At 35.3% G+C, this 24,802-nt stretch carries 10 protein-coding genes, 2 tRNA genes, 3 rRNA genes and 1 pseudogene; 4 read left to right on the top strand and 12 right to left on the bottom strand.

Annotated features, from left to right (window positions below; genetic code table 11):
• Positions 1–10: 10 nt before the first annotated feature.
• Together AC0L5U_RS18360 and AC0L5U_RS18355 are read right to left on the bottom strand one after the other, a co-directional pair.
• The gene (locus tag AC0L5U_RS18360; RefSeq protein WP_473417881.1) at positions 11–1,237 is read right to left on the bottom strand and encodes a Glu/Leu/Phe/Val dehydrogenase dimerization domain-containing protein; all 1,227 of its coding nucleotides are present in this window, start codon (positions 1,235–1,237) and stop codon (positions 11–13) included.
• A gap of 154 nt (positions 1,238–1,391) precedes the next feature.
• A pseudogene (locus tag AC0L5U_RS18355) lies at positions 1,392–2,454 on the bottom strand (anhydro-N-acetylmuramic acid kinase).
• Positions 2,455–2,548: 94 nt separating this feature from the next.
• On the opposite strand from AC0L5U_RS18355, the gene AC0L5U_RS18350 reads away from it, so the two are divergent.
• Complete coding sequence (locus AC0L5U_RS18350; protein WP_473417880.1) at positions 2,549–3,691, top strand: acyl-CoA dehydrogenase; 1,143 nt, start codon at positions 2,549–2,551, stop codon at positions 3,689–3,691.
• 276 nt (positions 3,692–3,967) lie between these two features.
• On the opposite strand, the gene rrf is transcribed toward AC0L5U_RS18350, so the two are convergent.
• From rrf to AC0L5U_RS18300, 10 genes are all read right to left on the bottom strand, one after another.
• Positions 3,968–4,075: ribosomal RNA gene (gene rrf, locus AC0L5U_RS18345) — 5S ribosomal RNA — on the bottom strand.
• A gap of 132 nt (positions 4,076–4,207) precedes the next feature.
• Positions 4,208–7,035: ribosomal RNA gene (locus AC0L5U_RS18340) — 23S ribosomal RNA — on the bottom strand.
• 248 nt (positions 7,036–7,283) lie between these two features.
• Positions 7,284–7,357, bottom strand: a tRNA-Ala gene (locus tag AC0L5U_RS18335).
• Positions 7,358–7,439: 82 nt separating this feature from the next.
• Positions 7,440–7,513: transfer RNA gene (locus tag AC0L5U_RS18330), tRNA-Ile, on the bottom strand.
• 89 nt (positions 7,514–7,602) lie between these two features.
• Positions 7,603–9,124, bottom strand: a 16S ribosomal RNA gene (locus tag AC0L5U_RS18325).
• Together the 16S, 23S and 5S rRNA genes with 2 tRNA genes alongside form the textbook arrangement of a ribosomal RNA operon.
• Before the next feature lie 822 nt (positions 9,125–9,946).
• Positions 9,947–12,001 carry a putative porin gene (locus AC0L5U_RS18320; protein ID WP_473417879.1) on the bottom strand — a complete coding sequence of 685 codons (2,055 nt, stop codon included), beginning with the start codon at positions 11,999–12,001 and terminating at the stop codon, positions 9,947–9,949.
• 547 nt (positions 12,002–12,548) lie between these two features.
• A complete protein-coding gene (locus AC0L5U_RS18315; RefSeq protein ID WP_473417878.1) occupies positions 12,549–13,913 on the bottom strand; it encodes a DUF4302 domain-containing protein in 1,365 nt (454 codons plus the stop codon).
• A 9-nt stretch (positions 13,914–13,922) separates the two neighbouring features.
• Positions 13,923–14,891 (bottom strand): substrate import-associated zinc metallohydrolase lipoprotein, encoded by a 969-nt coding sequence (locus AC0L5U_RS18310; RefSeq protein WP_473417877.1) that lies wholly within the window; start codon positions 14,889–14,891, stop codon positions 13,923–13,925.
• Positions 14,892–14,911: 20 nt separating this feature from the next.
• Positions 14,912–16,417, bottom strand: a complete 1,506-nt coding sequence (locus AC0L5U_RS18305) for a RagB/SusD family nutrient uptake outer membrane protein (RefSeq protein WP_473417876.1) — start codon at positions 16,415–16,417, stop codon at positions 14,912–14,914.
• A gap of 9 nt (positions 16,418–16,426) precedes the next feature.
• Complete coding sequence (locus AC0L5U_RS18300; protein ID WP_473417875.1) at positions 16,427–19,792, bottom strand: SusC/RagA family TonB-linked outer membrane protein; 3,366 nt, start codon at positions 19,790–19,792, stop codon at positions 16,427–16,429.
• Between the two features lie 275 nt (positions 19,793–20,067).
• Between AC0L5U_RS18300 and AC0L5U_RS18295 the strand changes: the two genes are divergently transcribed.
• The 3 genes from AC0L5U_RS18295 to AC0L5U_RS18285 all read left to right on the top strand — a co-directional run bounded on the left by AC0L5U_RS18295 (position 20,068) and on the right by AC0L5U_RS18285 (position 24,799).
• Positions 20,068–20,667, top strand: a complete 600-nt coding sequence (locus AC0L5U_RS18295; RefSeq protein WP_473417874.1) for a ribonuclease HII — start codon at positions 20,068–20,070, stop codon at positions 20,665–20,667.
• Between the two features lie 32 nt (positions 20,668–20,699).
• Positions 20,700–23,132 (top strand): ribonuclease HII, encoded by a 2,433-nt coding sequence (locus AC0L5U_RS18290; protein ID WP_473417873.1) that lies wholly within the window; start codon positions 20,700–20,702, stop codon positions 23,130–23,132.
• Between the two features lie 113 nt (positions 23,133–23,245).
• On the top strand, positions 23,246–24,799 hold the full coding sequence (locus AC0L5U_RS18285) for an OmpA family protein (RefSeq protein ID WP_473417872.1): 1,554 nt from the start codon (positions 23,246–23,248) through the stop codon (positions 24,797–24,799).
• The last annotated feature ends 3 nt before the right edge of the window (positions 24,800–24,802 follow it).

Raw genomic sequence — 24,802 nt, 5'->3', positions numbered from 1 at the left:
AAATTATAGTTTATAAGAGTTGGTTAAGCGCAATCTCAAATGCTGTTGCGCTAATTTCAGTTTTAGATTTATTTTTAGTGTATACTTTTTTTATTGCTTCTTTAATTCTGTTTGAGGTATCGTTAAAAATAGCTTCATCCGTCATTTGTACTTTTCGCTCCATAAAATAAGCAAAAACTCTTGCCATTCCACAATTTGAAATAAAATCTGGTATTAAACTTACTTTATAATCGGTATGTTCCATTATTGGTCCAAAAAATATTTCCCTATCAGCAAAAGGCACATTAGCACCGCATGAAATTACTTCCAAGCCACTATCTATCATTTCATCAATTTGATGGATAGTTATAAGTCTTGATGCTGCACAAGGTGCAAATACTTCTGTTTGTAATCCCCAAATGGTTTTATTTATTTCCTCAAAAGGAATTAAATTATCTGTTACTAATGTATTACTCTTTTTATGAAGAAACAAATTTCTTATGGCTTCAAAAGTAAAACCTTCTTCTTTTATTAAGCCGCCTGTTATATCAATGATACCAACAATTTTAGCTCCCATCTGAGATAAATAAAAAGCAGCGGCAGCACCAACATTCCCAAACCCTTGAACTACAGCTCTTTTTCCTTTTATTGAGCCACCATAAATATCGTAATAATGTTTAGTAGCTTCAGCAACACCAAATCCAGTAATCATATCGGCGACTGTATATTTTCTCGAAACATCAGGAGAATACTCTGGGTTCTCAATTACTTTGATAACTCCCTGACGTAATTGTCCTATTCTATTAATTTTATCCGCTTCAGTAGGTTTAAAAAACCCATTAAAAACACCCTCTTGAGGATGCCAAACACCACTCGCTTCTGTTATTGGTATAACTTCATAGGTTTCATCTACATTTAAATCTCCTCCAGTTCCATAATAACTTTTTAGTAAAGGAGATACGACTTTATACCAACGTTCTAAAACTCCTTTTTTTCGAGGATCTTTAGGATCAAAATTTATTCCAGATTTTGCCCCTCCAATTGGTGGCCCAGAAACGGTAAATTTTATTTCCATTGTTTTGGCCAATGATAGAACTTCATTCATATCAAGTCCTTTACGCATTCTTGTTCCTCCTCCAGCTGCTCCACCTCTTAGTGAATTTATCACAACCCAACCTTCAGCTTCTGTTTCAGAATCTCTCCAATTAAAAATAATTTCAGGGGCTTTATTCTCGTACTTATTTAATAATTCTTTCATTATACTTTTTATAAATTCATTTTATACTAACACAATTTTAATAATCGATAAATAAGTATTTTGAAGCTATAATTGAGTCACGAAAAGTAATTTTAAAATTATTCTAACAAATATAAAAAACAAAAAAACCTTAACAGATTAAATTAATATTAATTTAAGGTCGGTAAACTATTCCTGAACTATGATTTTTTGAAGCTCCGGTAACACTTTTTAAGCAGTTAACTTCGTTTCTAAGTTTAAGTACGCCAAGAAAAGCAAATATTAAGGCTTCTTTAAATTCTATTATTTCAGGATGTGGAACTATTATCTCATGTTTAGAATATAATCTTAAGCGTTTTAGTAGATAAGAATTATAAACACCTCCTCCTGTTACTAAAACTTTTGCTTCGGAAATTTGATTTATATCTTTTGAAATTTGAAAAGCAATATGCTCACAGAATGTGTTAAGAATATCTTTTATTTCTATTTGAAATGAATCAATTAAAGGAACAATTTCAGAATTGACCCATTCCAATCCTAATGATTTAGGAGGCTTTTCATTGTAAAAAGCTAATTCATTTAGCTTATCAAATAAATCTTTATCTAACGTTCCAGATGAAGCCAATTGCCCTTTATCATCATAATCTAAGCCCAATGATTTTACATACCGATTCAAAACAATGTTTGCAGGACAAATATCATAAGCTATTCTTTCATTTTCAACTTCCATAGAAATATTAGCAAATCCTCCAAAATTCAAACAAAAATCATAATCTGAAAATAATAATTTATCTCCTATTGGTACAAGTGGTGCTCCTTGTCCTCCTAATTCAACATCAGCAACCCTAAAATCACAAACTATGTTTTGACTAACTAATTCTGAAATAATTGGTAAGTTTCCAATTTGAAGTGTCAATTTTTCTTGTGGTTTATGAAGCGCTGTATGCCCATGTGAGCATACTGCATCTAATTCATTAATATTAAACTTTGAAATAAATACATTTATCAAATGAGCTAAATAATTAGTGTATTCGGTATCAACTTCCTCTAACTCAGCTGATGTAAAACTTACCAAATCTCTTAATTTATTAACCCATTTATTACTATATCCAACGGTTTCAAAAAATAATTTCAAATACCCATGAAGTCTCAAATTTAAACCTAACATAAACCAAATCAACACCATCCAAAGATGTTCCAGACATCACACCAATAACATTATATTCATCTTTAATCATAGGAAGTAAAAATAATAATCCAAATTGAAAAATTCACACTAAAAAGCTATATTTGTAAATATTTTTTACCAAAACAATAATTTAATTACGAATTATGGATTTTACGCTTTCTGAAGAACATAAAATGATCCGAGATGCCGCTCGTGATTTTGCTCAAACCGAATTACTTCCTGGAGTTATTGAGCGCGATAACAAACAACAATTCCCTGATAAATTGGTAAAAAAAATGGGAGAGCTTGGTTTTATGGGAGTTATGGTAGACCCAAAATACGGCGGAAGCGGTATGGACACCATTTCGTATGTATTGATTATGGAAGAATTATCAAAAATTGATGCCTCTGCATCAGTTATTGTTTCAGTAAATAATTCGTTAGTGTGTTACGGACTTGAAGCCTACGGTACAGAAGAACAAAAACAAAAATACCTCACAAAGTTAGCCGCAGGAGAATTTGTTGGCGCGTTCTGCTTAAGTGAACCAGAAGCTGGTAGTGATGCTACTTCTCAAAGAACAACAGCAATAGATAAAGGAGACCATTATCTAATTAATGGTAATAAAAACTGGATTACAAGTGGCGGAAGAGCAGATGTTTACATTGTGATTGCACAAACCGATCGTGATAAAGGTTCTCATGGCATCAATGCATTTATTGTTGAAAAGGGGACAGAAGGCTTTCATATTGGTCCAAAAGAAGACAAATTAGGTATTCGCGGAAGTGATACACATACACTACAGTTTAATGATGTGAAAGTCCCAAAAGAAAACCGCATTGGTGTTAATGGTTCTGGATTTAGATTTGCAATGAAAACACTTTCTGGTGGTAGAATTGGTATTGCTTCTCAAGCATTAGGCATCGCTCAAGGCGCTTACGAATTAGCACTTAAATACTCTAAACAACGAAAAGCATTTGGTACTGAGATTTGTAACCATCAAGCTATTGCATTCAAATTAGCTGACATGTACACCGAAATTGAAGCTGCAAGATTGCTCGTTATGAAAGCTGCTAAAGACAAAGATTTAGGCAACAACTACGATAAATCTAGCGCCATGGCTAAACTGTATGCCTCTAAAGTTGCAATGGAACAAACTGTTGAAGCTGTTCAAATCCACGGTGGTAATGGTTTTGTAAAAGAGTATCATGTTGAGCGTTTAATGCGTGATGCTAAAATCACTCAGATTTACGAAGGAACCTCAGAAATTCAAAAAATTGTAATCTCTAGAAGTCTTTTAAGAGATTAGAAAAAAATTAAATATTCTTTTAGGTAGTTTTCTTTAGAAAAATTTAAAAACCGGGCTATCCACTATATCTTATTATTTCATAAATGCAAGGACCAAGGACGCGGCAATTTCATGAATCAATTTCCAAGCCTAAATTCAGTACTTATCAAGCCATAAAAAGGATACCGTTTCTATCGCTCCCGCACCTATCTATCAACAAAAGTCATTGATTAACCGAAGTTTTAGTTCCTTAAGTTTATCGCAAAAAAAATCCTGATTCTAACGAATCAGGATTAAAAAAGGCAACGACCTACTCTCCCACAAATGTAGTACCATCGGCGCAAATGGGCTTAACTTCTCTGTTCGGAATGGTAAGAGGTGAGCCCCATCGCTATAACCACCTTAAGTTATAGCTGCTCGCTATTGGATATTACTCCTTAAGCATACAGCGTCCCGATAAGCTCGGGACAAATATCTTAACATATTGAATAAAGTACATGATTTGTAATAACTATTGAACTTATAAAAAAACAGGCGTACAATAAGCCTATGGGTTATTAGTACTACTTGGCTATGACATTACTGCCTTTACACCTATAGCCTATCAACGTGGTCATCTTCCACGACCCTTTAAAGAAATCTCATCTTGTGGTGGGTTTCGCGCTTATATGCTTTCAGCGCTTATCCCTTCCGAACGTAGCTACTCTGCAATGCCACTGGCGTGACAACAGATGCACCAGAGGTTCGTCCAACTCGGTCCTCTCGTACTAGAGTCAGATCCACTCAAATTTCTAACGCCCACTCGTAGATAGAGACCGAACTGTCTCACGACGTTCTGAACCCAGCTCGCGTGCCACTTTAATGGGCGAACAGCCCAACCCTTGGGACCTTCTCCAGCCCCAGGATGTGACGAGCCGACATCGAGGTGCCAAACCCCCCGTCGATATGAGCTCTTGGGGGAGATCAGCCTGTTATCCCCGGCGTACCTTTTATCCTTTGAGCGATGGCCCTTCCATGCGGAACCACCGGATCACTATGCTCTACTTTCGTACCTGATCGACTTGTAGGTCTCTCAGTCAAGCTCCCTTATGCCATTGCACTCTACGCACGGTTACCAAGCGTGCTGAGGGAACCTTTAGAAGCCTCCGTTACTCTTTTGGAGGCGACCACCCCAGTCAAACTACCCACCAAGCACTCGTCCCTTCAGAAGAAGGTTAGACTCTAGATAAGCAAAGGGTGGTATTTCAACAATGACTCCACAACGCCTAGCGACGCCACTTCAAAGTCTCCCACCTATCCTACACATTACTTATCCAAAACCAATACTAAGCTATAGTAAAGGTGCACGGGGTCTTTTCGTCCCACAGCGGGTAATCGGCATCTTCACCGATACTACAATTTCACCGAGCTCATGGCTGAGACAGTGTCCAGATCGTTGCACCATTCGTGCAGGTCGGAACTTACCCGACAAGGAATTTCGCTACCTTAGGACCGTTATAGTTACGGCCGCCGTTTACTGGGGCTTCATTTAAGATCTTCGAAGTAAACTTCTAAACCCTCCACTTAACCTTCCAGCACCGGGCAGGTGTCAGGCCATATACGTCATCTTTCAATTTAGCATAGCCCTGTGTTTTTGATAAACAGTCGCCTGGACCTTTTCAACCGCGGCCACCCCAAAGGGTGGCGACTCTTCTCCCGAAGTTACGAGTCTATTTTGCCTAGTTCCTTAGCCATGAATCTCTCGAGCTCCTTAGAATTCTCATCCCAACTACCTGTGTCGGTTTAGGGTACGGGCCGCTTCTCTTGCTTTTCTTGGAAGTCGATTCTCTGGATTATCACCGCAGCCGAAGCCTTAGTGTACTATCGCGGTATTACTACTCGCTTCAACGTACTATTCCGTCAGTACGCACCAAATATTCGCCTCCGTCACTTTTAATGAGAGCGGGTACAGGAATATTAACCTGTTGGCCATCCACTACCCCTTTCGGGTTCGCGTTAGGTCCCGACTAACCCTCAGCTGATTAGCATAGCTGAGGAAACCTTAGTCTTTCGGAGTGCGGGTTTCTCGCCCGCATTATCGTTACTTATGCCTACATTTTCTTTTGTAGCTTCTCCAGCATGTCTCACAACACACCTTCGACGACACTACAATGCTCCCCTACCGATATTTCTATCCCATAGCTTCGGTAATATGTTTATGCCCGATTATTATCCATGCAGAACCGCTCGACTAGTGAGCTGTTACGCACTCTTTAAATGAATGGCTGCTTCCAAGCCAACATCCTAGCTGTCAAAGCAGTTCCACCGCGTTTTTTCAACTTAACATATATTTTGGGACCTTAGCTGATGGTCTGGGTTCTTTCCCTCTCGGACATGGACCTTAGCACCCATGCCCTCACCGCTGATTAACATTTTATAGCATTCGGAGTTTGTCAGGAATTGGTAGGCGGTGAAGCCCCCGCATCCAATCAGTAGCTCTACCTCTATAAAACTATAAATCAACGCTGCACCTAAATGCATTTCGGGGAGTACGAGCTATTTCCGAGTTTGATTGGCCTTTCACCCCTACCCACAGGTCATCCGAAGACTTTTCAACGTCAACCGGTTCGGTCCTCCACCGTATGTTACTACAGCTTCAACCTGCCCATGGGTAGATCACACGGTTTCGCGTCTACCACTACTAACTAAAGCGCCCTATTCAGACTCGCTTTCGCTACGGATCCGCACCTGAAGTGCTTAACCTTGCTAGCAACGGTAACTCGTAGGCTCATTATGCAAAAGGCACGCCGTCACAGCTTGCGCCGCTCCGACCGCTTGTAAGCGTATGGTTTCAGGTTCTATTTCACTCCCTTATTCAGGGTTCTTTTCACCTTTCCCTCACGGTACTAGTTCACTATCGGTCTCTCAGGAGTATTTAGCCTTAACGGATGGTCCCGCCAAATTCACACAGGGTTTCACGTGCCCCGCACTACTCAGGATACCACTATCGCCATAAGATTTACCTTTACGGGACTATCACCCTCTATGGTCTGTCTTTCCAAACAGTTCTAATTCATCTTAATTTGAATATCGTGGTCCTACAACCCCAATATTGCCGTAACAACATTGGTTTGGGCTAATCCGCGTTCGCTCGCCGCTACTTACGGAATCACTTTTGTTTTCTTCTCCTCCGGGTACTTAGATGTTTCAGTTCTCCGGGTTCGCCTCCTTGCGGATACTATATCTTCAATATAGTGGGTTGCCCCATTCGGATATCTGCGGATCAATTCGTATGTGCCAATCCCCGCAGCTTTTCGCAGCTTATCACGTCCTTCATCGCCTCTGAGAGCCTAGGCATTCCCCATACGCTCTTTTGTAGCTTATTGTACTTTTTGCTTTTTTAATGAGTTTATTATAAATACCAAAACGATTTGATATCTATAATATGATTAATTAGATATCGCTCGTGGTGATTCTAATTAATCCTAATTATTACTTTAATAAATTAAACTATGTCTAATCTATTTTCATGTATCTTTTTTCAATATGTCAATGAACTTTCTTCAGTTGGCAGTCTCAGTATTGAGTTAACAGCAAAACTGCTAACTGTTAACCGTGACTGGTTACTGATTCGTGGAGAATATCGGAGTCGAACCGATGACCTCCTGCGTGCAAGGCAGGCGCTCTAGCCAGCTGAGCTAATCCCCCGTTGTCGATTTCAGATTGCTGAATCTCGATTAACGATTGTTGATTTCAACTCAACTTCTAAAATTTCCTGTATTTAGTATAGTAGTCTCAGGCAGACTCGAACTGCCGACCTCTACATTATCAGTGTAGCGCTCTAACCAGCTGAGCTATGAGACTCTACTAAATCTTTATTTTAAATTAACAGCAATGAGAATAAACTATTTTTCATAATAGTTATAGATACTTAATCAGTCGTCTTTCTCTAGAAAGGAGGTGTTCCAGCCGCACCTTCCGGTACGGCTACCTTGTTACGACTTAGCCCTAGTTACCGATTTTACCCTAGGCCGCTCCTTACGGTGACGGACTTCAGGCACTCCCAGCTTCCATGGCTTGACGGGCGGTGTGTACAAGGCCCGGGAACGTATTCACCGGATCATGGCTGATATCCGATTACTAGCGATTCCAGCTTCACGGAGTCGAGTTGCAGACTCCGATCCGAACTGTGATAGGGTTTATAGATTCGCTCCTTCTCGCGAAGTGGCTGCTCTCTGTCCCTACCATTGTAGCACGTGTGTAGCCCAGGACGTAAGGGCCGTGATGATTTGACGTCATCCCCACCTTCCTCACAGTTTGCACTCGGCAGTCTTGCTAGAGTTCCCATCTTTACATGCTGGCAACTAACAACAGGGGTTGCGCTCGTTATAGGACTTAACCTGACACCTCACGGCACGAGCTGACGACAACCATGCAGCACCTTGTAAATTGTCCGAAGAAAAGTCTATCTCTAAACCTGTCAATCTACATTTAAGCCCTGGTAAGGTTCCTCGCGTATCATCGAATTAAACCACATGCTCCACCGCTTGTGCGGGCCCCCGTCAATTCCTTTGAGTTTCATTCTTGCGAACGTACTCCCCAGGTGGGATACTTATCACTTTCGCTTAGCCACTGAGCCGAAGCCCAACAGCTAGTATCCATCGTTTACGGCGTAGACTACCGGGGTATCTAATCCCGTTCGCTACCTACGCTTTCGTCCATCAGTGTCAATACATTATTAGTGATCTGCCTTCGCAATTGGTATTCTATGTAATATCTATGCATTTCACCGCTACACTACATATTCTAACCACTTCATAATGATTCAAGATAACCAGTATCAAAGGCAATTTTACGGTTGAGCCGCAAACTTTCACCTCTGACTTAATTATCCACCTACGGACCCTTTAAACCCAATGATTCCGGATAACGCTTGGATCCTCCGTATTACCGCGGCTGCTGGCACGGAGTTAGCCGATCCTTATTCTTACAGTACCGTCAAGTTACTACACGTAGTAATGTTTCTTCCTGTATAAAAGCAGTTTACAACCCATAGGGCAGTCTTCCTGCACGCGGCATGGCTGGATCAGAGTTGCCTCCATTGTCCAATATTCCTCACTGCTGCCTCCCGTAGGAGTCTGGTCCGTGTCTCAGTACCGAGTGTGGGGGATCCCCCTCTCAGGGCCCCTACCTATCGTTGCCATGGTAAGCCGTTACCTTACCATCTAGCTAATAGGACGCATACTCATCTTTTGCCGTAACCTTTAATACAATGTTCATGAGAACTCTGCATACTATGAGGCATTAATCCAAATTTCTCTGGGCTATTCCTCAGCAAAAGGTAGATTGTATACGCGTTACGCACCCGTGCGCCGGTCGTCATCAGAATGCAAGCACTCTATGTTACCCCTCGACTTGCATGTGTTAGGCCTGCCGCTAGCGTTCATCCTGAGCCAGGATCAAACTCTTCATCGTTAAATTTTTAAGTCTTATATGACTTATTTGCTTAACAACTAATTAGAATCTCTAGTACTCAAAATGGTCTATTCTCTTTGTTGATTTTTATCGTTTCCAATTAAAATCTTACGCTGTCAATTCAATATGTTTATGAACTTATTTCTCTCTTTTCTTAACTCGTTTCCTCGTTAAGCGGGTGCAAATATAAAACCCTTTTTTTATTCCCACAATACTTTTAAATCTTTTTTTTGAAAAAAAATCTTAACTCCTTTTCTTTAATCTAAATCGTATTTTATAAGAACTTCGCTTTTCAACTTTACTGCTGTTTTTAGCGGCTGCAAACATACTATCCTTTTTTAGTTCCACAATGACTTTTTTTGCCTTTTTTTATCTTTTTTTAAACACGCTTTTAACTCCCTCTTTTTCTGTTATTTATAGAGAAAACTTTTATTAACAATACTGAACCTTAGTGGAGTATTATGAGAGTCTGTGGATATATTAGACTCGATTTTATGGTCTAGAGCTCACTAACGGTAGTGGGGTGACAAAAGTTGCCCTGCTTTTTTGCTCACACCAAGGCGCCAAGGCACAATGATATCTTGATGGTTTAACTTATTCCTTAATATATGTACCTAAAAAAACTTTATGTTCATTTTGACTTGATGCACTACTCTCTATTATGTAATAATATAGATAATCGCTGAACTTATATTGAAAATAGTTTTTATAAAATTGCACACGCTAGGAATAGTAGTGGAAAGCCCACAGCATGACAAACGACGTGCGAAGACTTGAAGCGGATAGCTAGACCCTATAGGGAGTAACCAATTAAAAATTATACTACAGAAAGAAATCCCAGACTAGGCCAAACCTTATGGTAAAATCTCTGTAAGGTGTGTTAGGTGCTGAGTAATAGTTGTAGCCAGTAAATGCGGAATTGAAGTGCTCTGCTTTTAGAAAGATTCGTGTTTGCCTTATTTTGGCATTTAGAAAAAAGTCTAACCTTGGGAAGCCTCCAAACTCTCTATCGGTTTGGGTGTAAAATTCTGCTAAAACGGGGTTGTAGCCATCCATATAATATTCTGTGAAGTAGTTTAGGGTTACTCCTGTTTGCAAATACATGGCCTTTTTAAATAAATGTGAGCTATAATAAAGCGTGTTTCTGGTGGTTAGTTGCGGTACGTTAAGAACATTATTATCGTCTTTTACGTTTTGATATAATATGGTGTTGTTTAATGCAAATTTACCAACGCTGATTTCGTTTTCTAACTTGGCTCTTAAGTAACTAATGGTTGCATTGTTTTGGAATGCTTTTATGGATTGGGTAGTGGTTTGATTTTCGTCTTGCTTGAAATAGACATAATCTGAAATTGTAGAAAAGTCTAGCGTTAGGTTTGCTATTTTTTTATACTTGATTTGAAATGCTAGTTGCTGAGTTTCTATATTATTGAAATTGTTTTGCCAATTGTAATCTTGATAGTTGCTTTGATAGAGCAATGTATTGAAATTTGGCGCTTTTGAATTGTGATTGATTGCCGCTTTTGCTAAAATGTCTTTGGCAAAATTGAATGATGCTTCGGCTTTTAAATAATTTCCTGTAAAATCTCCTGTTATATTTACACCTAATTCGCCTTCTATATTAAAACCTCTGTAGTATTTATGATATTTTCCGCCTATAGCATTTACGTTGCCTTTTAACCTATTTACTATGGTCTCATCATTTAACACTACTATCTTATTATAACCATAGTTGTAATGGGTATTGCTTACATTTACATAAAAATCTCCTAATGCATTATTTAAATAGTGTAATTCGAATTGATTGTATAGTTTTTCTAATGTTACGCGCTCTCTGAAACCTGAACTTGAAAATGCATCTCCGAAGAAAGTGGTGTTTGCTCTACTACTTTCATCATATTGAAAAGATTTATCTTCGAATGATATGATGTGTTTTAGTTCTAGTTTAGTTTTTGAAGTAGAATCGTTTAGTGTTTTTGCTAGTGATTTCTTGACTACTTTATTAAAAAATTTATAACTATGATCTAAATGAAAACGTTTTCCTTTTAAGATGTTTTCGGCATTTTCGAAACTGACTTCTAAAATAGAGCGATCTAAAAACTCATCTACACCTAATTCAAAATTTTGGGCCGAATCTGTTTGTAGCCCACCGTTTTCTTGGTTTAACAAATCTTGCATTACAATGTGCCCCCGCATATTGTACTTATCATCTTTAGTTTTATAATTTGTTGTAAACCTAAAATTACCTGTACTTGTTAAAATATGCTGGTATTGCCCAAGCGAGCGCATACCTTTGTAGGCTATTGAGAAATTAAACTGTGGTGTGGTATTTACAGTAAAGAATGAGTCCGCTAATTGACCTTGTTCAAAAGCTGTTTTAAAGAACAGTTCGGTTAATGGTGTTGGCACTCTGTAATAATAGATATCTTCAACTTCCATGTAGTTGAAATGTCTTGCTCTTGCTCCAAAACTCGGCAAAAGATTAGTATTTTCAAAATTATAGGTTAAACTATTGTAGGTTTGTCCAAGGTTTGAAAACGGCATTAACCCAAAATTATCTCGTCTTAAGTAATTGAATTTATATTCTTTTTGAATGGTTAATGTGGTATCAACGTAGGTGGTATCGTTTTTATGAGATATGATTAAATAATCTTCAATTTTGGCTTTTTTTTCTTTTTCTTCATCTTCAGGATCCAATCTATCTAACAATCCCTTCTTTTTGATTTTTTGTCTTCTAGTATTTATGGTGGTACTATCTTGGGCAGTAATTGACAGGGTATCAACTTCCTTAATCTGTTGTATTTTTTCAGGAACAGTTTGCCCAAAAACAACCGGTGAAATACAAATAAAAAATAAAACGTAAACTAACTTCTGCATAAAATCTTAAAACGTTGCAAATGTAAATACAAAATATGATAACGTGGAAAAATGAGAAAATTATTTATTTTTAAAAAATTAACTTTAATTCTAATTAATTCAATCAAAAAAGTTCTCAATTTGTTACGAACTTTTTATTATAATTAAATTCTTTATTTCAATGATTTAATTTCATGGTTAAGTCTGCAAAATTAATCATTAAAACGTTCTATTAGCAGAAACCCCTAAACCTTCTAAACTACCATTCATATAAATAAAAGCCTTGTAAACTAATCATGTATAACCTATTAGTGGCTGAAATATAGTTTTTATTACAAAAATTAAACTGTTTGACAATCCGTTATTAGTAATTATCATACCAGCAACAGCAACTACAGAATCTACTCCAAATAATAATGAACTAAAATTTGTTCCGGAGAAAAGAACAGAGACCTTTCTATAATTTATATCATTATAAAGAATAAAGTTTATAGCATATGTAAAAAAAGTCGTCTAAAAACTATTTAAACGACCTTCTCTTTAAAAATATATTTCTTAAGACCAAAATTTATAAAGCAACTGCACTATATTTAATAGATGTGTTACTTGCTGGTGTGAACGTAAAAATTGGATTACTAAACGCATCAAGTGTCGTGGGTTGATCTACATACAAACCTTCAGGATCTACTATAACATCTAGAAGTGGTTGTACTGCATCCGTAAACCATTGAGGAACTCCCGTTCCTGTTATAGCTAAATATACCTTATTATCTGTAATCTCTTTACTAATGTCATAGAATGCATTACCAATGCTAGTTCCAATTAATAGCGTAGCAGATTCTGTATCTAAGTCATATAGATCAATCCTTGTTACATCCATAAAAGTTATAGAAGCATTCAAATCAGTTATTAGGTCAACGAAACATTGGTTTGTTAAATCCGGAGCAAAGTCACTACCTAAAGAATTTAAAAAAGGGTTGTGTAAAATAAGAAAATCTGATAATTCTTGGTATCCCAAAATAGGCCTAATGGGCGTTGCGGAATAACCAATAATAGCAGTAACTCCGTTTTGATCTGCTGTATATTGAAGTACATCTGAACTTGTATCTAAAAAGAATTCTTCCAACACTTCTCCATCAACTTCTAGGGCTGGGCTTATGATTATACTATCTTCTGTAAAAAGAATGCCCATATCAAATTCTGAAAGAGAACCATCTTCCTCAAAAAACCCTGGCTCTGCGTATAATGTGGATCCATTATAATTAAGATCATAATTTGTAATCCCACTACCAGATGTAACTTGCATAAAAGAGAAAATTCCCGATGAACAATCATCAAAATTTAACCTTCTTTGATAACTCTGTTGTACACTTTGTACACTTTGAGAATCAAAATCGGTAAAATTAGTAGGGGTTAATTTTAAAGAAGCTGTACTTCTATTTCTAACATCTCTAAAATAAATTACGCCTTCATCGTCAACATTAAAAAATTGAAAGTTATTAGTGCCAGCATAACCCGTTCCGGTTTCGACAGGTTCGCCATCTGGATCTTCTGCAACAGGACTTGAAGCTTCAGTAATATGATTACGTGATGTAAAAACAAGTTCAGTAGTTACATTAAATCTAACATCGTAAGATGATGTACGAATATCAAAATCACCATTGAGAATATCAGAAGTCTGTCTAACAGAACCATCCGCATTAAATTGCATGTAAAATGTAAAGCCACCTCGTTCATCATTCTTTGTAAAATAAGTAGCTTTAAAACCATTTGGTTGCGCAATCAATAATTCTCTAAGTTCATTTACGCTTTCTTGAACTCTGAGTGCCGGAGGGCTATCAAACGTAGCTTCTACAATCTCATCGTCGCAAGACAATATAAACAAAAATGACAAAAATAAAATCCAATAATGTGAGTTAATATACTTTTTCATAACATTTTTTTAATCGTTAACAGAATCTAATAGAGCTTGATAGGTTAATCCTTGTAGTTCATAAAGATCAATACCATACTGCAGAGAAAAATATTCCACAACTAATTGCTCTTTTCTTCTAATTATGTTAATAGCTGCTGTATTAATAATTCTATTACCATTCCCATCCACCTCATAGGATTCTGTATCAGGATTATAAACACCAATATTATTAATTAATTCGTCCCATTGTTCTCTGGATCTTATAAGCATTTGAGCAATCATTTCAACAAAATCTTCGCTAGATTGGTTGGAAGCGTAATTGGTAATATACCCCAAACTTCTTGCTTCTTCATTTGTACGATTAAACCATTGCGCTGTATAACCACCCGGATTAATAACATCAAAAGCTGGGTCGTATGGAATATTCTGATTTAAAATATGACCATACTCATGATGAACTGTACTAATAGGACCAACAACACTTCTTTGAACATCAAAATCATCATCTGAACCTATTACATCACTTTCATAGACAATATTTGAAAAGTCTAACTCATCTAAATTAAAAAGCGTAATTCTTGCTCCAGCTTCTGCAATACCAAGTGTAATGGTTGGTACACCTGGATTATAATTGAAACCACCTGCTAAAACAAACTCTCGAGGTGCTATATTCTTAATAAAGTTCTCTCCACCTACAGTATTGTAAGGTGCAATCCATACATCCAAAAGTACTTCGGCAATTTTCTCAACATTATCTTCGTAAGAAGGATGTAAATATCTGTTTACACTTGTATCATTAACATCCCATTTATATTGAATATCTATATTGTAAGGTCCTACAAAGTTTTCACGAAGATAAATATCTAAATCATTGAGTATAGGGGTAGATGTATCAATTTGACTTTCTGTAATACTATCCTTAGAATTGTCACATCCAATAAACAGCACAACGGAAGCTAGTAGAATAATTGGCAATATTTTAAAATGAATTTTCATTATATTTTTGTTTTTTTAAATTATCTTGGATTTTCTTGAATACCAAATGACTGTGCGTCTGTTGGTATTTGTATGGCTCTTCTATTATCATTTTTACCTAATACATAATCGTTACCACTAAAATCAAAATGAACGACTTCAATATGATGTCTCTTTACATCAAACCATCGAACCCCTTCATCATGAAATATAGCTCGCTTTTGATATAAAATTGCATTGATATATGGTAATACATCACTAGGTATTGTATAATAAGGCGTGTATAAATTAGGATCGCTGACTGCAAATCTTGTTTCTATATCTGATTCTGACAACGCATTATTAGCCTCATTATAGGCATCGGTTTTTACAGAATATGACAAATTAATATCTGACAATGCTTCTGACTTTAAACCTAACATAGCGTAAGCTTCAGCTCTATTTAATAAGGCTTCATCTGTACTTAATAAAACAAACGTTGAATAAGCAAAACCAGTACCTGATGCTTGATTGGTTACTCTAAAATATTCTTCATATTTTGGAACATTATTTGCGATATCTGTACCAAAAACGCGAATAGCCCAAGTTGAGTTTGTTCCGTTGTTACCAAAAAATATTTCAGAAGTTAATTGTGGGGCAAGATTATAACGAAGTAAAGCAAAGTCTCTTGCATATAAGGATTGACCAGACACAAGTAATAGGTTTGCAGGTTCGGTTGATGACGAATAACCAACACTCAACTCATCATAAGTAAGCCTTTCATACTGAGGGGTATTAATTATACGTAGCACATTGGCACCACCGTTTCCTAAAGCAACTGTGCTATGATCTATCACCTTTTGCCACTCGGCTATGTTTAAATAAAACTTTGCTGCAAAAGCATTAGCCGCTTTTTTTGTAAAATGGTAAGCAGGTTCTTGATAAATATCCTCTATTAATGGCAATCCTTCAACGATATCTTGCTCAATTAAATCATATACCTCTTGAACAGTAGCTCTACTGTAAGAAGGCAAAAGTACAGTTTCAGGTTCTGTAACATAAGGCACTCCTAAATCAGTACTAGCTGTATTGGGGTCATAAGCTTTAGCAAATATATTCACTAGCATAAAATGTGCATAAGCTCTACAAATTAGAGCTTCACCTTTTAATGCACTATTAATACCTGCAGGACCAGACTCAAGTGTTTCAAGAGAACTAAGTGCTTGATTTGCATGCGCTATAGCTTTATAGGCTGCATTCCAATAATTTGTTGGAGTATCTTCATCTATATCGTTGATATCTCTCCAAAAAAACATTTCTTCATTGATACGCGAGTTCCTTATTGCATCAGGACCTTTATCTGCTGCATTATCAGACATAGGTTGTGTAAAAGACACATACGATGCCTGTGGATAAGCCGCTACTAGAAGTTCGGCTATCTTTTCTTCAGAATCTATTGCTGATCTATTATCTGGAATTTCGCTTAACACATCATCACATGAAAAAGTAATTCCTAGAACTATCAGCAACAATAATTTATTTAATTGTAATTTATATAATACTTTCATAACAAAAATTTAGAAACCAACAGTTAGAGAAAAAGTGAATTGTCTTGTGATTGGAAAAGCAACACCACCTGAATTGGCAAACTCAGGATCTTGACCACCTAAAGCATCATCTGAATATAATAAAAACAGATTAGTCCCCTGCAAAGAAAGTCTCAAATTGGAAAGCCCAATTTGTTTAAGTGTTTGACTAGGAAATGAATAGCCTAGTGTTATATTCTTCATTCTAATGAAATCTCCATCTGCAATTCGCTCAGTAGAGTAGTTGTAAGCATTGTATGCTCTAATAACTCTATTTCTACTTTCTCCATCAGTTTCAATTAATTGATTGGATGCTATAACAGGAATATTAGTAAATTCTTCATCTCCAGGTAGCAACCATCTATTTACAAATTGTCTCGGGAAAACACTTAAATCTGAATATATAGCAGAATATGAAGGATCTAAACGTATTTTATTACCCGCAGAAAACGAGATAAAAAAGCTAAAGTCCCAATTCTTATATCTAAAATTATTTGCTAAACCTCCGGTTAAAGTTGGAAGTGTTGGTCCTTCGTGTACCAGATAATCTGTTACATTTTCAGTATCTTGAAAATCAACACCACCAAATTCATCAACACCCTCGCCAAAATTAAAAGTTGGCAATCCAAACTCATTTAATCCTTTAAAATCAAAAGAAAAAATAGAGCCAGGAGCAAATCCTATTGCATTACCCCTACCAGTACCTGACACTAAATCAAAAACATTAGTCTGCTGTCTTAACTTCGTGATTTCTTGTTCAATGCGAGAGATATTAAAACCAGATGACCACCTAAAATCACCTCCATTACTATTATCAATATTTATTGTGTTTAATTGAAATTCTATACCTCTGGTATCCATTTCAGAATTGTTACCAAGTTTTAAAAACTCACCGCCAATACCTGAAGTTCTAATTAAATCAATTAAATCAATACCTTTTCTTGAATAAAGGTCTACAACCGCTTGGACTCTACCATTAAAAAGACCAAGTTCAAATCCTAAATTTAATTCTTTTGTTCGCTCATAAGTGAGGTCAGCATTTTGAAGGTCAACAATATCAATGTAATTTTCCCTATCATCTGGACTTAATCTATCAGTTACTAAATTTTGAAATACAGCTAGATTGTTACTTGCAGCATCTGCAATTAAACCCGAAACCCCATAACTTGGTCTAAACACCAAACTAGATATTGTTTCTGAGTCATTTAAAAACCCTTCTTTGTGTATATTCCAGCGACCCGCTACTGAATATGTTGGTAACCATCTTGCTGAAGATGATTGACCTGCCCTATTAGAACCTTCATAGTTACCAGTTAAACTCAATACATATTTTTTATTATAGTCGTAACTAGCCTGAATAGCTAAAGACACCTCTCTTTGACGTGTTTCCTGTGAAAAGAAGTAATCGTTACCATCAAGTAACGCTTTATCAAATATTGCAGGGTCTGTAAATACGGCTCCACCTCTAGAAAATTGATAACCATAACCTGTAGATGAAGATTGAGACCTATCCGCATGTCTATATTCTTGTGTGGCATAAACGTTTACACCATGAACATCATTAAATATCTTTGAATAGTTTAATGAATTCCTGAACGTGTAAGTTGTAAGTGTGTTCTTTGAATCTGTTAATATTCCACCAAATGGCAACACTACTACTGGTAGCGCATTAGGATCTTGTGGATCTGTATATAAAAACGTATTTGCTTCTCTTACAATATTAGTTTCGTCTGCTCTGTAAGCGCCTGCAACATTAGAATTTTCTGTTGCACCCTGTTCTCCATTGGAAGTTACATAACGTGCAGATCCAAGAAAAGTATAGGTCAGGTTTTCATTAATCTTATAATCTGCTTGACCTTGAAATTTAATATCAAATACATTAAGTTTTAAATAATTGTTATCTATTTCGTTGATAATATTAAATGGTGCCCAATTATTTCTGTAGTACTCTAAATTGCCATTTTGATCCCTAGGTCTTAACGCTCTACTAGTACTAATGGCATAATTAAAAGGGTTAATATCAAAATCCCTAGCAAATGCACCATTAACAACATCTTGTTCCCTGCTCTGTGCTCCAGGCGTGTTTTGATTTCTAATATTTCCTTGTAATAAAAACGATAGCTTTAACTTGTCATTCAAATAATAATCGTTCCGCAATGTTGATGTTATTCGCCTTACTCTATCAGCTATAGTCCATCCTGGATCAGTAAAATAGCCTAACGAAGCATATGTAGCTGAGTTTTCACTACCACTAGAGAAACTTATATTATGCGTTTGGGTTGGCGTCATTCTAAATAATTCTTTGAACCAGTCTGTATTGGCTAACTCATATTGTTGTAAAAACGCCGCTCTAGCCTCAGGTGTGTTCTCTAACCCATAGGCACCGTTTGATTCTATAAAATTATTAATTGCAGTAGCTCTAATATTATAAATACCACCATTTCGTCCTTGCAATACTGAAGGATAATCTAAAAAGCCTTTCTGCTCCAATTCGCGATAAACCGAAATCGTTTCTTGTGAATTTAATAAATCAAATTGGCTATATCGTGGTCTATCCCTTACCAAGTACTCACTATTATAACTAAATGTTGGCACTTGATTTTTCTTACCTGCTTTGGTAGTAATTACAATAACACCATTTAATGCACGCGCACCATACAATGCAGTTGCTGATGCATCTCTAAGTATCTCAAAACTTTCCACATCAGAAGGATTCAGACCAGCAATTGCTGAACTTAAAAGTGTATTCGGGTCTCCAGAGACTAAATCTGAAACAGAAATATTAATTATTTCCTCTTGTATTACACCATCCACGATCCAAATTGGTTTTGTATCACCTAAAATAGACGAAGAACCACGAATGGTAATTCTAGGTGCAGCACCAAATGTTCCTGTTACATTTTGAACACTTACACCAGCAGCTCGTCCCTCTAATGACCTAGAGATGTCGGCAACTCCATCAAGCTTAATATCTTTAGCTTTGATGGTTTGAGATGCTCCAGTAAACAATTCTCGCTTTACGTTTTGATACCCAGTAATTACTACGGTATCTAAACTTTCAAGATCTTCTTTTAAAGCAACATTTATGGTTTTACTATCACCAACAGTAACCAATTGAGTTTCCATACCAATAAAACTGAACTTTAGTACATCGCCAGATTTGGCATTAATAGCATAGTTTCCATCAAAATCTGAAACTACACCTCTGTTAGTACCATCAACAATAATAGTTACACCATCAAGTGGCACACCATTTGCATCTGTAATTGTTCCCGTAACTCTGCTTTCTTGAGCATTGAACAATTGAATTGAAAACGTCAATAATAACGTCATCAACCAGGTCAAATTTAATTTCATATAAATAATTATTTGAGTTAGTCGATGACGAATTTCTTAATATTATCTTAAAGAAACAAAGATTTGGCTTAAAATTTATTGTCCAAAATGAATTTTTAACGTTTAAATCATTGAATTTTGTTAGAAATAACTCCAATGTATTAGCAAAAATTTAACAAAAAAACAAAATATGTAATTATTCTTCAATGCAAATTAAACAATCCTCATTAAAAATTAAAAAAATACTATGTATGCATAATATTTATCATTTATATCAATTTTAATATTTTTGATGCATGTTAAAGATAAAAAAATCAGAATACACTTACGAATGCGGTACAGATGAAGCTGGTAGAGGTTGTTTAGCTGGACCAGTTACCGCTGCAGCAGTAATTTTACCTGATAATTTTAAGAATGATATACTTAATGACTCCAAGCAATTAAGCGAATTAAAACGTGATATATTAAAACCAATTATTGAAAATGAAGCTATAGCATTTGCATTTTCTCATGTATTCATGGAAGAAATAGATAAAATAAATATTCTAAATGCTTCTATTTTAGCAATGCATAAAGCTATTGCAAAACTAAATACTGAGCCTGAGTTTATTATTGTTGACGGAAATCGCTTTAAGCCTTACCTTGAAGTACCTCATGAAACCATAATAAAAGGAGATAGTAAATACTTAAGTATTGCTGCGGCTTCTATTTTAGCAAAAACTTCTCGTGACGCTTACATGAATAGGATTCATGAGGAATATCCAATGTATAACTGGAAAAAAAACAAAGGCTACCCAACTAAAGAACACAGAGAAGCTATTAGAAAACATGGCATTACAAAATACCATAGAAAATCGTTTAGATTATTGCCAGAACAATTAAAACTTAACTTATAAGTTTTATATTTTAGCAGAAAATTGCTTAATCCATGAGATTTTTTTATTGTTCCCTCCTACTTATTCTAATTTTCAGTTGTTCTAACACTAAAAATAAACGTAGCCAGCTTATTGATTTTGCTCCAGAAAATTCTCAACTTATCATAAAATCAACAAACCTTGAAAGTCTTAAAAATAGCATAGACAACAATGTGTTTTTTAACAGCCTTTCTACAACTTCAAATTATAAAAATTTAGAGCTTCGTTTAAAACCATTATCACATTTAGAAACAGATGAAGAAGTATTAATTTGTTTTTCAAAATCTGAAAATGACAGCATTCAATACACTCTTATTACTAAATATTCTGATGCACTTTTTAAAACAGATTCATTACAGAATTATATTGAGGAAGTTCTGAATTATAAAAACAAAAGTATTTCCAAGTCTACATTAGGTAATGATAAATTTTATAGTGCAATTATAGATAGTACCTTTATACTATCTTCATCTAAAAAAAATATTGACAATCTTTTTATCTCATCGGAAAAAAATTCTGAATTTGAAAAAATGTATGCTGTATCTAGCAAAAACGAAGATTTATCTGTTCTGCTAAAAACGAATACCCCTTTTGCACCCTCGTTTTTTATAGAAGACAATTTAAAAACAAGTGAACTTACCGATTTTTTGACTTTAGATACTGAAATAATTCAAGACAATATTTTTATTAATGGAATTGCAAAATCTGCAGATTCCTCTAATAAGATTCTTGAAATTTTTAAAAATACCGTACCACAAGAAAATCAAACACAGTATATTACGCCATCCAATAGCGATGGGTTTCTTAGTTTTACGTTCGATAATTTTGGGGTTTTCAACGCAAATCTCAACCGTTATCATAATAAGGATTCAATATTAGTTCAAAATGAATTGTTTGAAAATATTATTGAAGTAGGTTTGATTTATGAGGGTAATCAACGTGCTATAGTTTTAAATTCCTTGGATGTTATTGCAACTCAAGACGCGTTACTTTCCGAACAAAATAAAGCTGAAACTTACAGAGATATTTCAATTTTTGATTTCTCACAATTGAACTTATTTACAGATACATTCAAACCGTTAATTAGCGATGTAAAAACCTCTAAATATTGTATAATAGACAATTACTTTATATTTTCCAATTCAATTGAACAACTACAAAACATCATTGCCAATTACCAAAACAAAACCACAATAAGCAACAGAGCCTATTATACAGAACTTAACAAAAACTTGAGTAGTGCATGTTCATTGTTACTAGTTTCAAAACCAGGATTTTTAGAAAAAATAATCGCCAAAGATATAGAAGAAGATTTAAAAGTTAATTTAAAAGGCTACACGGTTTCCGCAATTCAGTTTATTTATGATTCTAATTTTGCTCATGTACATGGAGCACTAATAAAAAGTAAAAAGAAAAGCGTTCTAAATTCAATTTCTGAAGTATTCAATATAAAACTTGATGCAGATGTGTTAAACACGCCTCAATTTGTGAAAAATCATATCACAGAACAAAAAGAAATAGTTGTTCAAGATATAAATAACAACCTCTATTTAATTTCTAACAAAGGAAAAGTGCTTTGGAAAAAGCAATTAAATGGTGCTATTTTAGGTGCTATTGAACAAATAGATATTTACAAAAACGGCAGACTACAACTTGCATTTGCAACTCCAAACCATGTTTATGTGCTGGACCGAAAAGGAAGAACTGTTGTGCCGTTTCCATTAAAATTTAATGATGAAATCACTCAACCGCTTTCTGTTTTCGATTATGACAAAAAGAAAAAATACCGTTTGTTAGTTACTCAAGGTAAAAATGTACTTCTCTATGATGTTAAAGGAAAAACTGTAAAAGGCTTTACATTTAAAGCTGCAAATGGCACTATCATAAGTCAGCCAAAACATTTTAGGATTGGCTCCAAAGATTATTTAACACTAAAAACAAAAAGCAAATTTTATATCTTAGATAGAACTGGAAAAACCAGACTAACTCCAAAAATAAAAAGTGAATTATCCAAAGAACCGGTTTTTCTGTATCAGAAAAAATTCACTACCACTAGTAGTAATGGGAAATTAATTAGTATAGATGCAAGAGGGAATACCTCAGAAGTTAATCTCAATCTATCTTCAAATCATAACTTAGAAACTACAAGTAAAACTCGCGTTACTTTTCATGATAATAAATTAGGAATAAAAAGCAGGATTTTAGAACTGGATTACGGAAACTATTCTAGACCACAAATTTTCTACATCAATAACAAAATTTATATTTCTATTACCGATTTACAGTCTAAAAAAGTATATCTCTATGATAGTCAAGGACAATTAAGACCTAATTTTCCTGTTTACGGTAATTCTTCAATGGCATTAGATAATATAGATCGCGATAACTATTTAGAATTTGTTGTAAAAGGTGATAATAACATAATTATTCTTTACCAAATTAATTAGTTTTGAAAACAACCATATAATTAACATTTTAATGTTGATTAAAAAGCGAGAAGATTTTTGTAGGTAAAAAACTAATCTCTATCTTTATCTCGCTATTAATCAAACATATTTAAATGAGATTTCACAAAGATGCACGAAACATTCTTGTTTTTGGAGCATTATTTCTGTTTCTAATTCCATCATTAAATGCACAAACTAAGCAACTAAAAAGGCCAAAAAGTCGTGTTGGGGTTTCTAGTGTAGATAGATTTGTTAAAGAATCTTTCGATATTTATGACAAAGTATACAAATACGATGGTTATGCTGAAGCTGGCACTCCTCTTGACGATGAAGATATCGACGTTTTAGAAGAAGCTTTAGATGATTTACAAGGTTTAAGCGATAGCGCTCCAGACATCTTAGGAGATATAGATGGTATTAGCGTTTTGAAACAGGCCAAAGCAACACTACAAATTAATAAAGCTAAAAAGGCGTTAAAATATAGTATTAAAACTGCAAAAGAGTTACTTCTTGGTCAGCGAGAACGTGATAAGAAAGAGGAAGATTCTGAAGAAACGACAGCTAATGACGATAACTCATCTGACGACAATAATTCTTCCAATGATGATGATAATGATTCAGAAGAAGACACTAATGAAGATTCCAACATCTCTGATAATCTAGAAATTTACAGTAAATATGATTTTGTACCTGGAGACAAACTTTTGTTTTTTGATGATTTTTCTCAAGATTTTATTGGCGATTTTCCAAGTAAATGGAACACCAATGGTGGTGGAGAAGTAGTTTCTATAAACAAAGAAAAGTGGTTTGGACTTGTATCAGGGTATGGCAACTATTACATTCCTGATGTTAAAAGTTTACCAGAAGATTATACCGTAGAATTTGATGTTTTGTTAAAAGGCGTAGATAAGAAAACATCATCAACTGCCAGACTTCATGTTTACTTAAGTGATAACGACAAGTTTACTCATGGCCATACATACGCCAAAGCCAGTATTCCATTTTGTCAATACATCCCTGTTGAAATTAGAGTACAAAACATTATAAATCGTGGTGGTGGTGGTATTAATAATGGGGTTAAAGCAGATATTAGAAAAGCGGTTTTAAACAAACCACATATTTCTATTGCAGTTACCAAACAACGCTATCGTGTTTGGGTAAATGAAAAAAAATATATCGATATACCTCGCATGATGTCTTTAGAACATCGTGTTAATTTCATAAAGTTTAACGCTACTAGTTTTAAAGATGGAAAAGAGCGCATCTTTATTAAAAATTTAAAAGTAGCCGAAGGTGGAGTAGATTTAAGACGAAAATTACTTTCCGAAGGAAAAATATCTACCAATGGTATTTTATTCGATTCTGGGTCTGCAAACATTCAACCACAATCTTTAGGAATTGTACGTCAAATTTCTCAAGTTTTAATGCAAGATGAAAGTATTAGATTAAACATTGTTGGACACACCGATGCCGATGGCTCTAATGATACCAATTTAAAACTCTCTAAAGCACGTGCTGCAGCTGTAAAAGATGCTTTAATAAATATCTATAAAATTTCGTCTAATAGACTTGAAACAGATGGTAAAGGAGAAAGCGTGCCCGTTGGAGATAATAGCACAAGTGATGGGAAAGCTCAAAACAGGCGTGTAGAATTTATAAAAATATAATGT

It is taken from the genome of Jejuia sp. G7-7, assembly GCF_055808955.1.
Note: the sequence above shows the minus strand (reverse complement) of the source record. Positions and strands in the feature narration are given on the sequence as shown.

Coding starts and splice junctions, on each gene's coding strand:
- AC0L5U_RS18360 (WP_473417881.1), bottom strand. CDS start 1,237: ATGAAAGAATTATTAAATAAGTACGAGAATAAAGCCCCTGAAATTATT.
- AC0L5U_RS18350 (WP_473417880.1), top strand. CDS start 2,549: ATGGATTTTACGCTTTCTGAAGAACATAAAATGATCCGAGATGCCGCT.
- AC0L5U_RS18320 (WP_473417879.1), bottom strand. CDS start 12,001: ATGCAGAAGTTAGTTTACGTTTTATTTTTTATTTGTATTTCACCGGTT.
- AC0L5U_RS18315 (WP_473417878.1), bottom strand. CDS start 13,913: ATGAAAAAGTATATTAACTCACATTATTGGATTTTATTTTTGTCATTT.
- AC0L5U_RS18310 (WP_473417877.1), bottom strand. CDS start 14,891: ATGAAAATTCATTTTAAAATATTGCCAATTATTCTACTAGCTTCCGTT.
- AC0L5U_RS18305 (WP_473417876.1), bottom strand. CDS start 16,417: ATGAAAGTATTATATAAATTACAATTAAATAAATTATTGTTGCTGATA.
- AC0L5U_RS18300 (WP_473417875.1), bottom strand. CDS start 19,792: ATGAAATTAAATTTGACCTGGTTGATGACGTTATTATTGACGTTTTCA.
- AC0L5U_RS18295 (WP_473417874.1), top strand. CDS start 20,068: ATGTTAAAGATAAAAAAATCAGAATACACTTACGAATGCGGTACAGAT.
- AC0L5U_RS18290 (WP_473417873.1), top strand. CDS start 20,700: ATGAGATTTTTTTATTGTTCCCTCCTACTTATTCTAATTTTCAGTTGT.
- AC0L5U_RS18285 (WP_473417872.1), top strand. CDS start 23,246: ATGAGATTTCACAAAGATGCACGAAACATTCTTGTTTTTGGAGCATTA.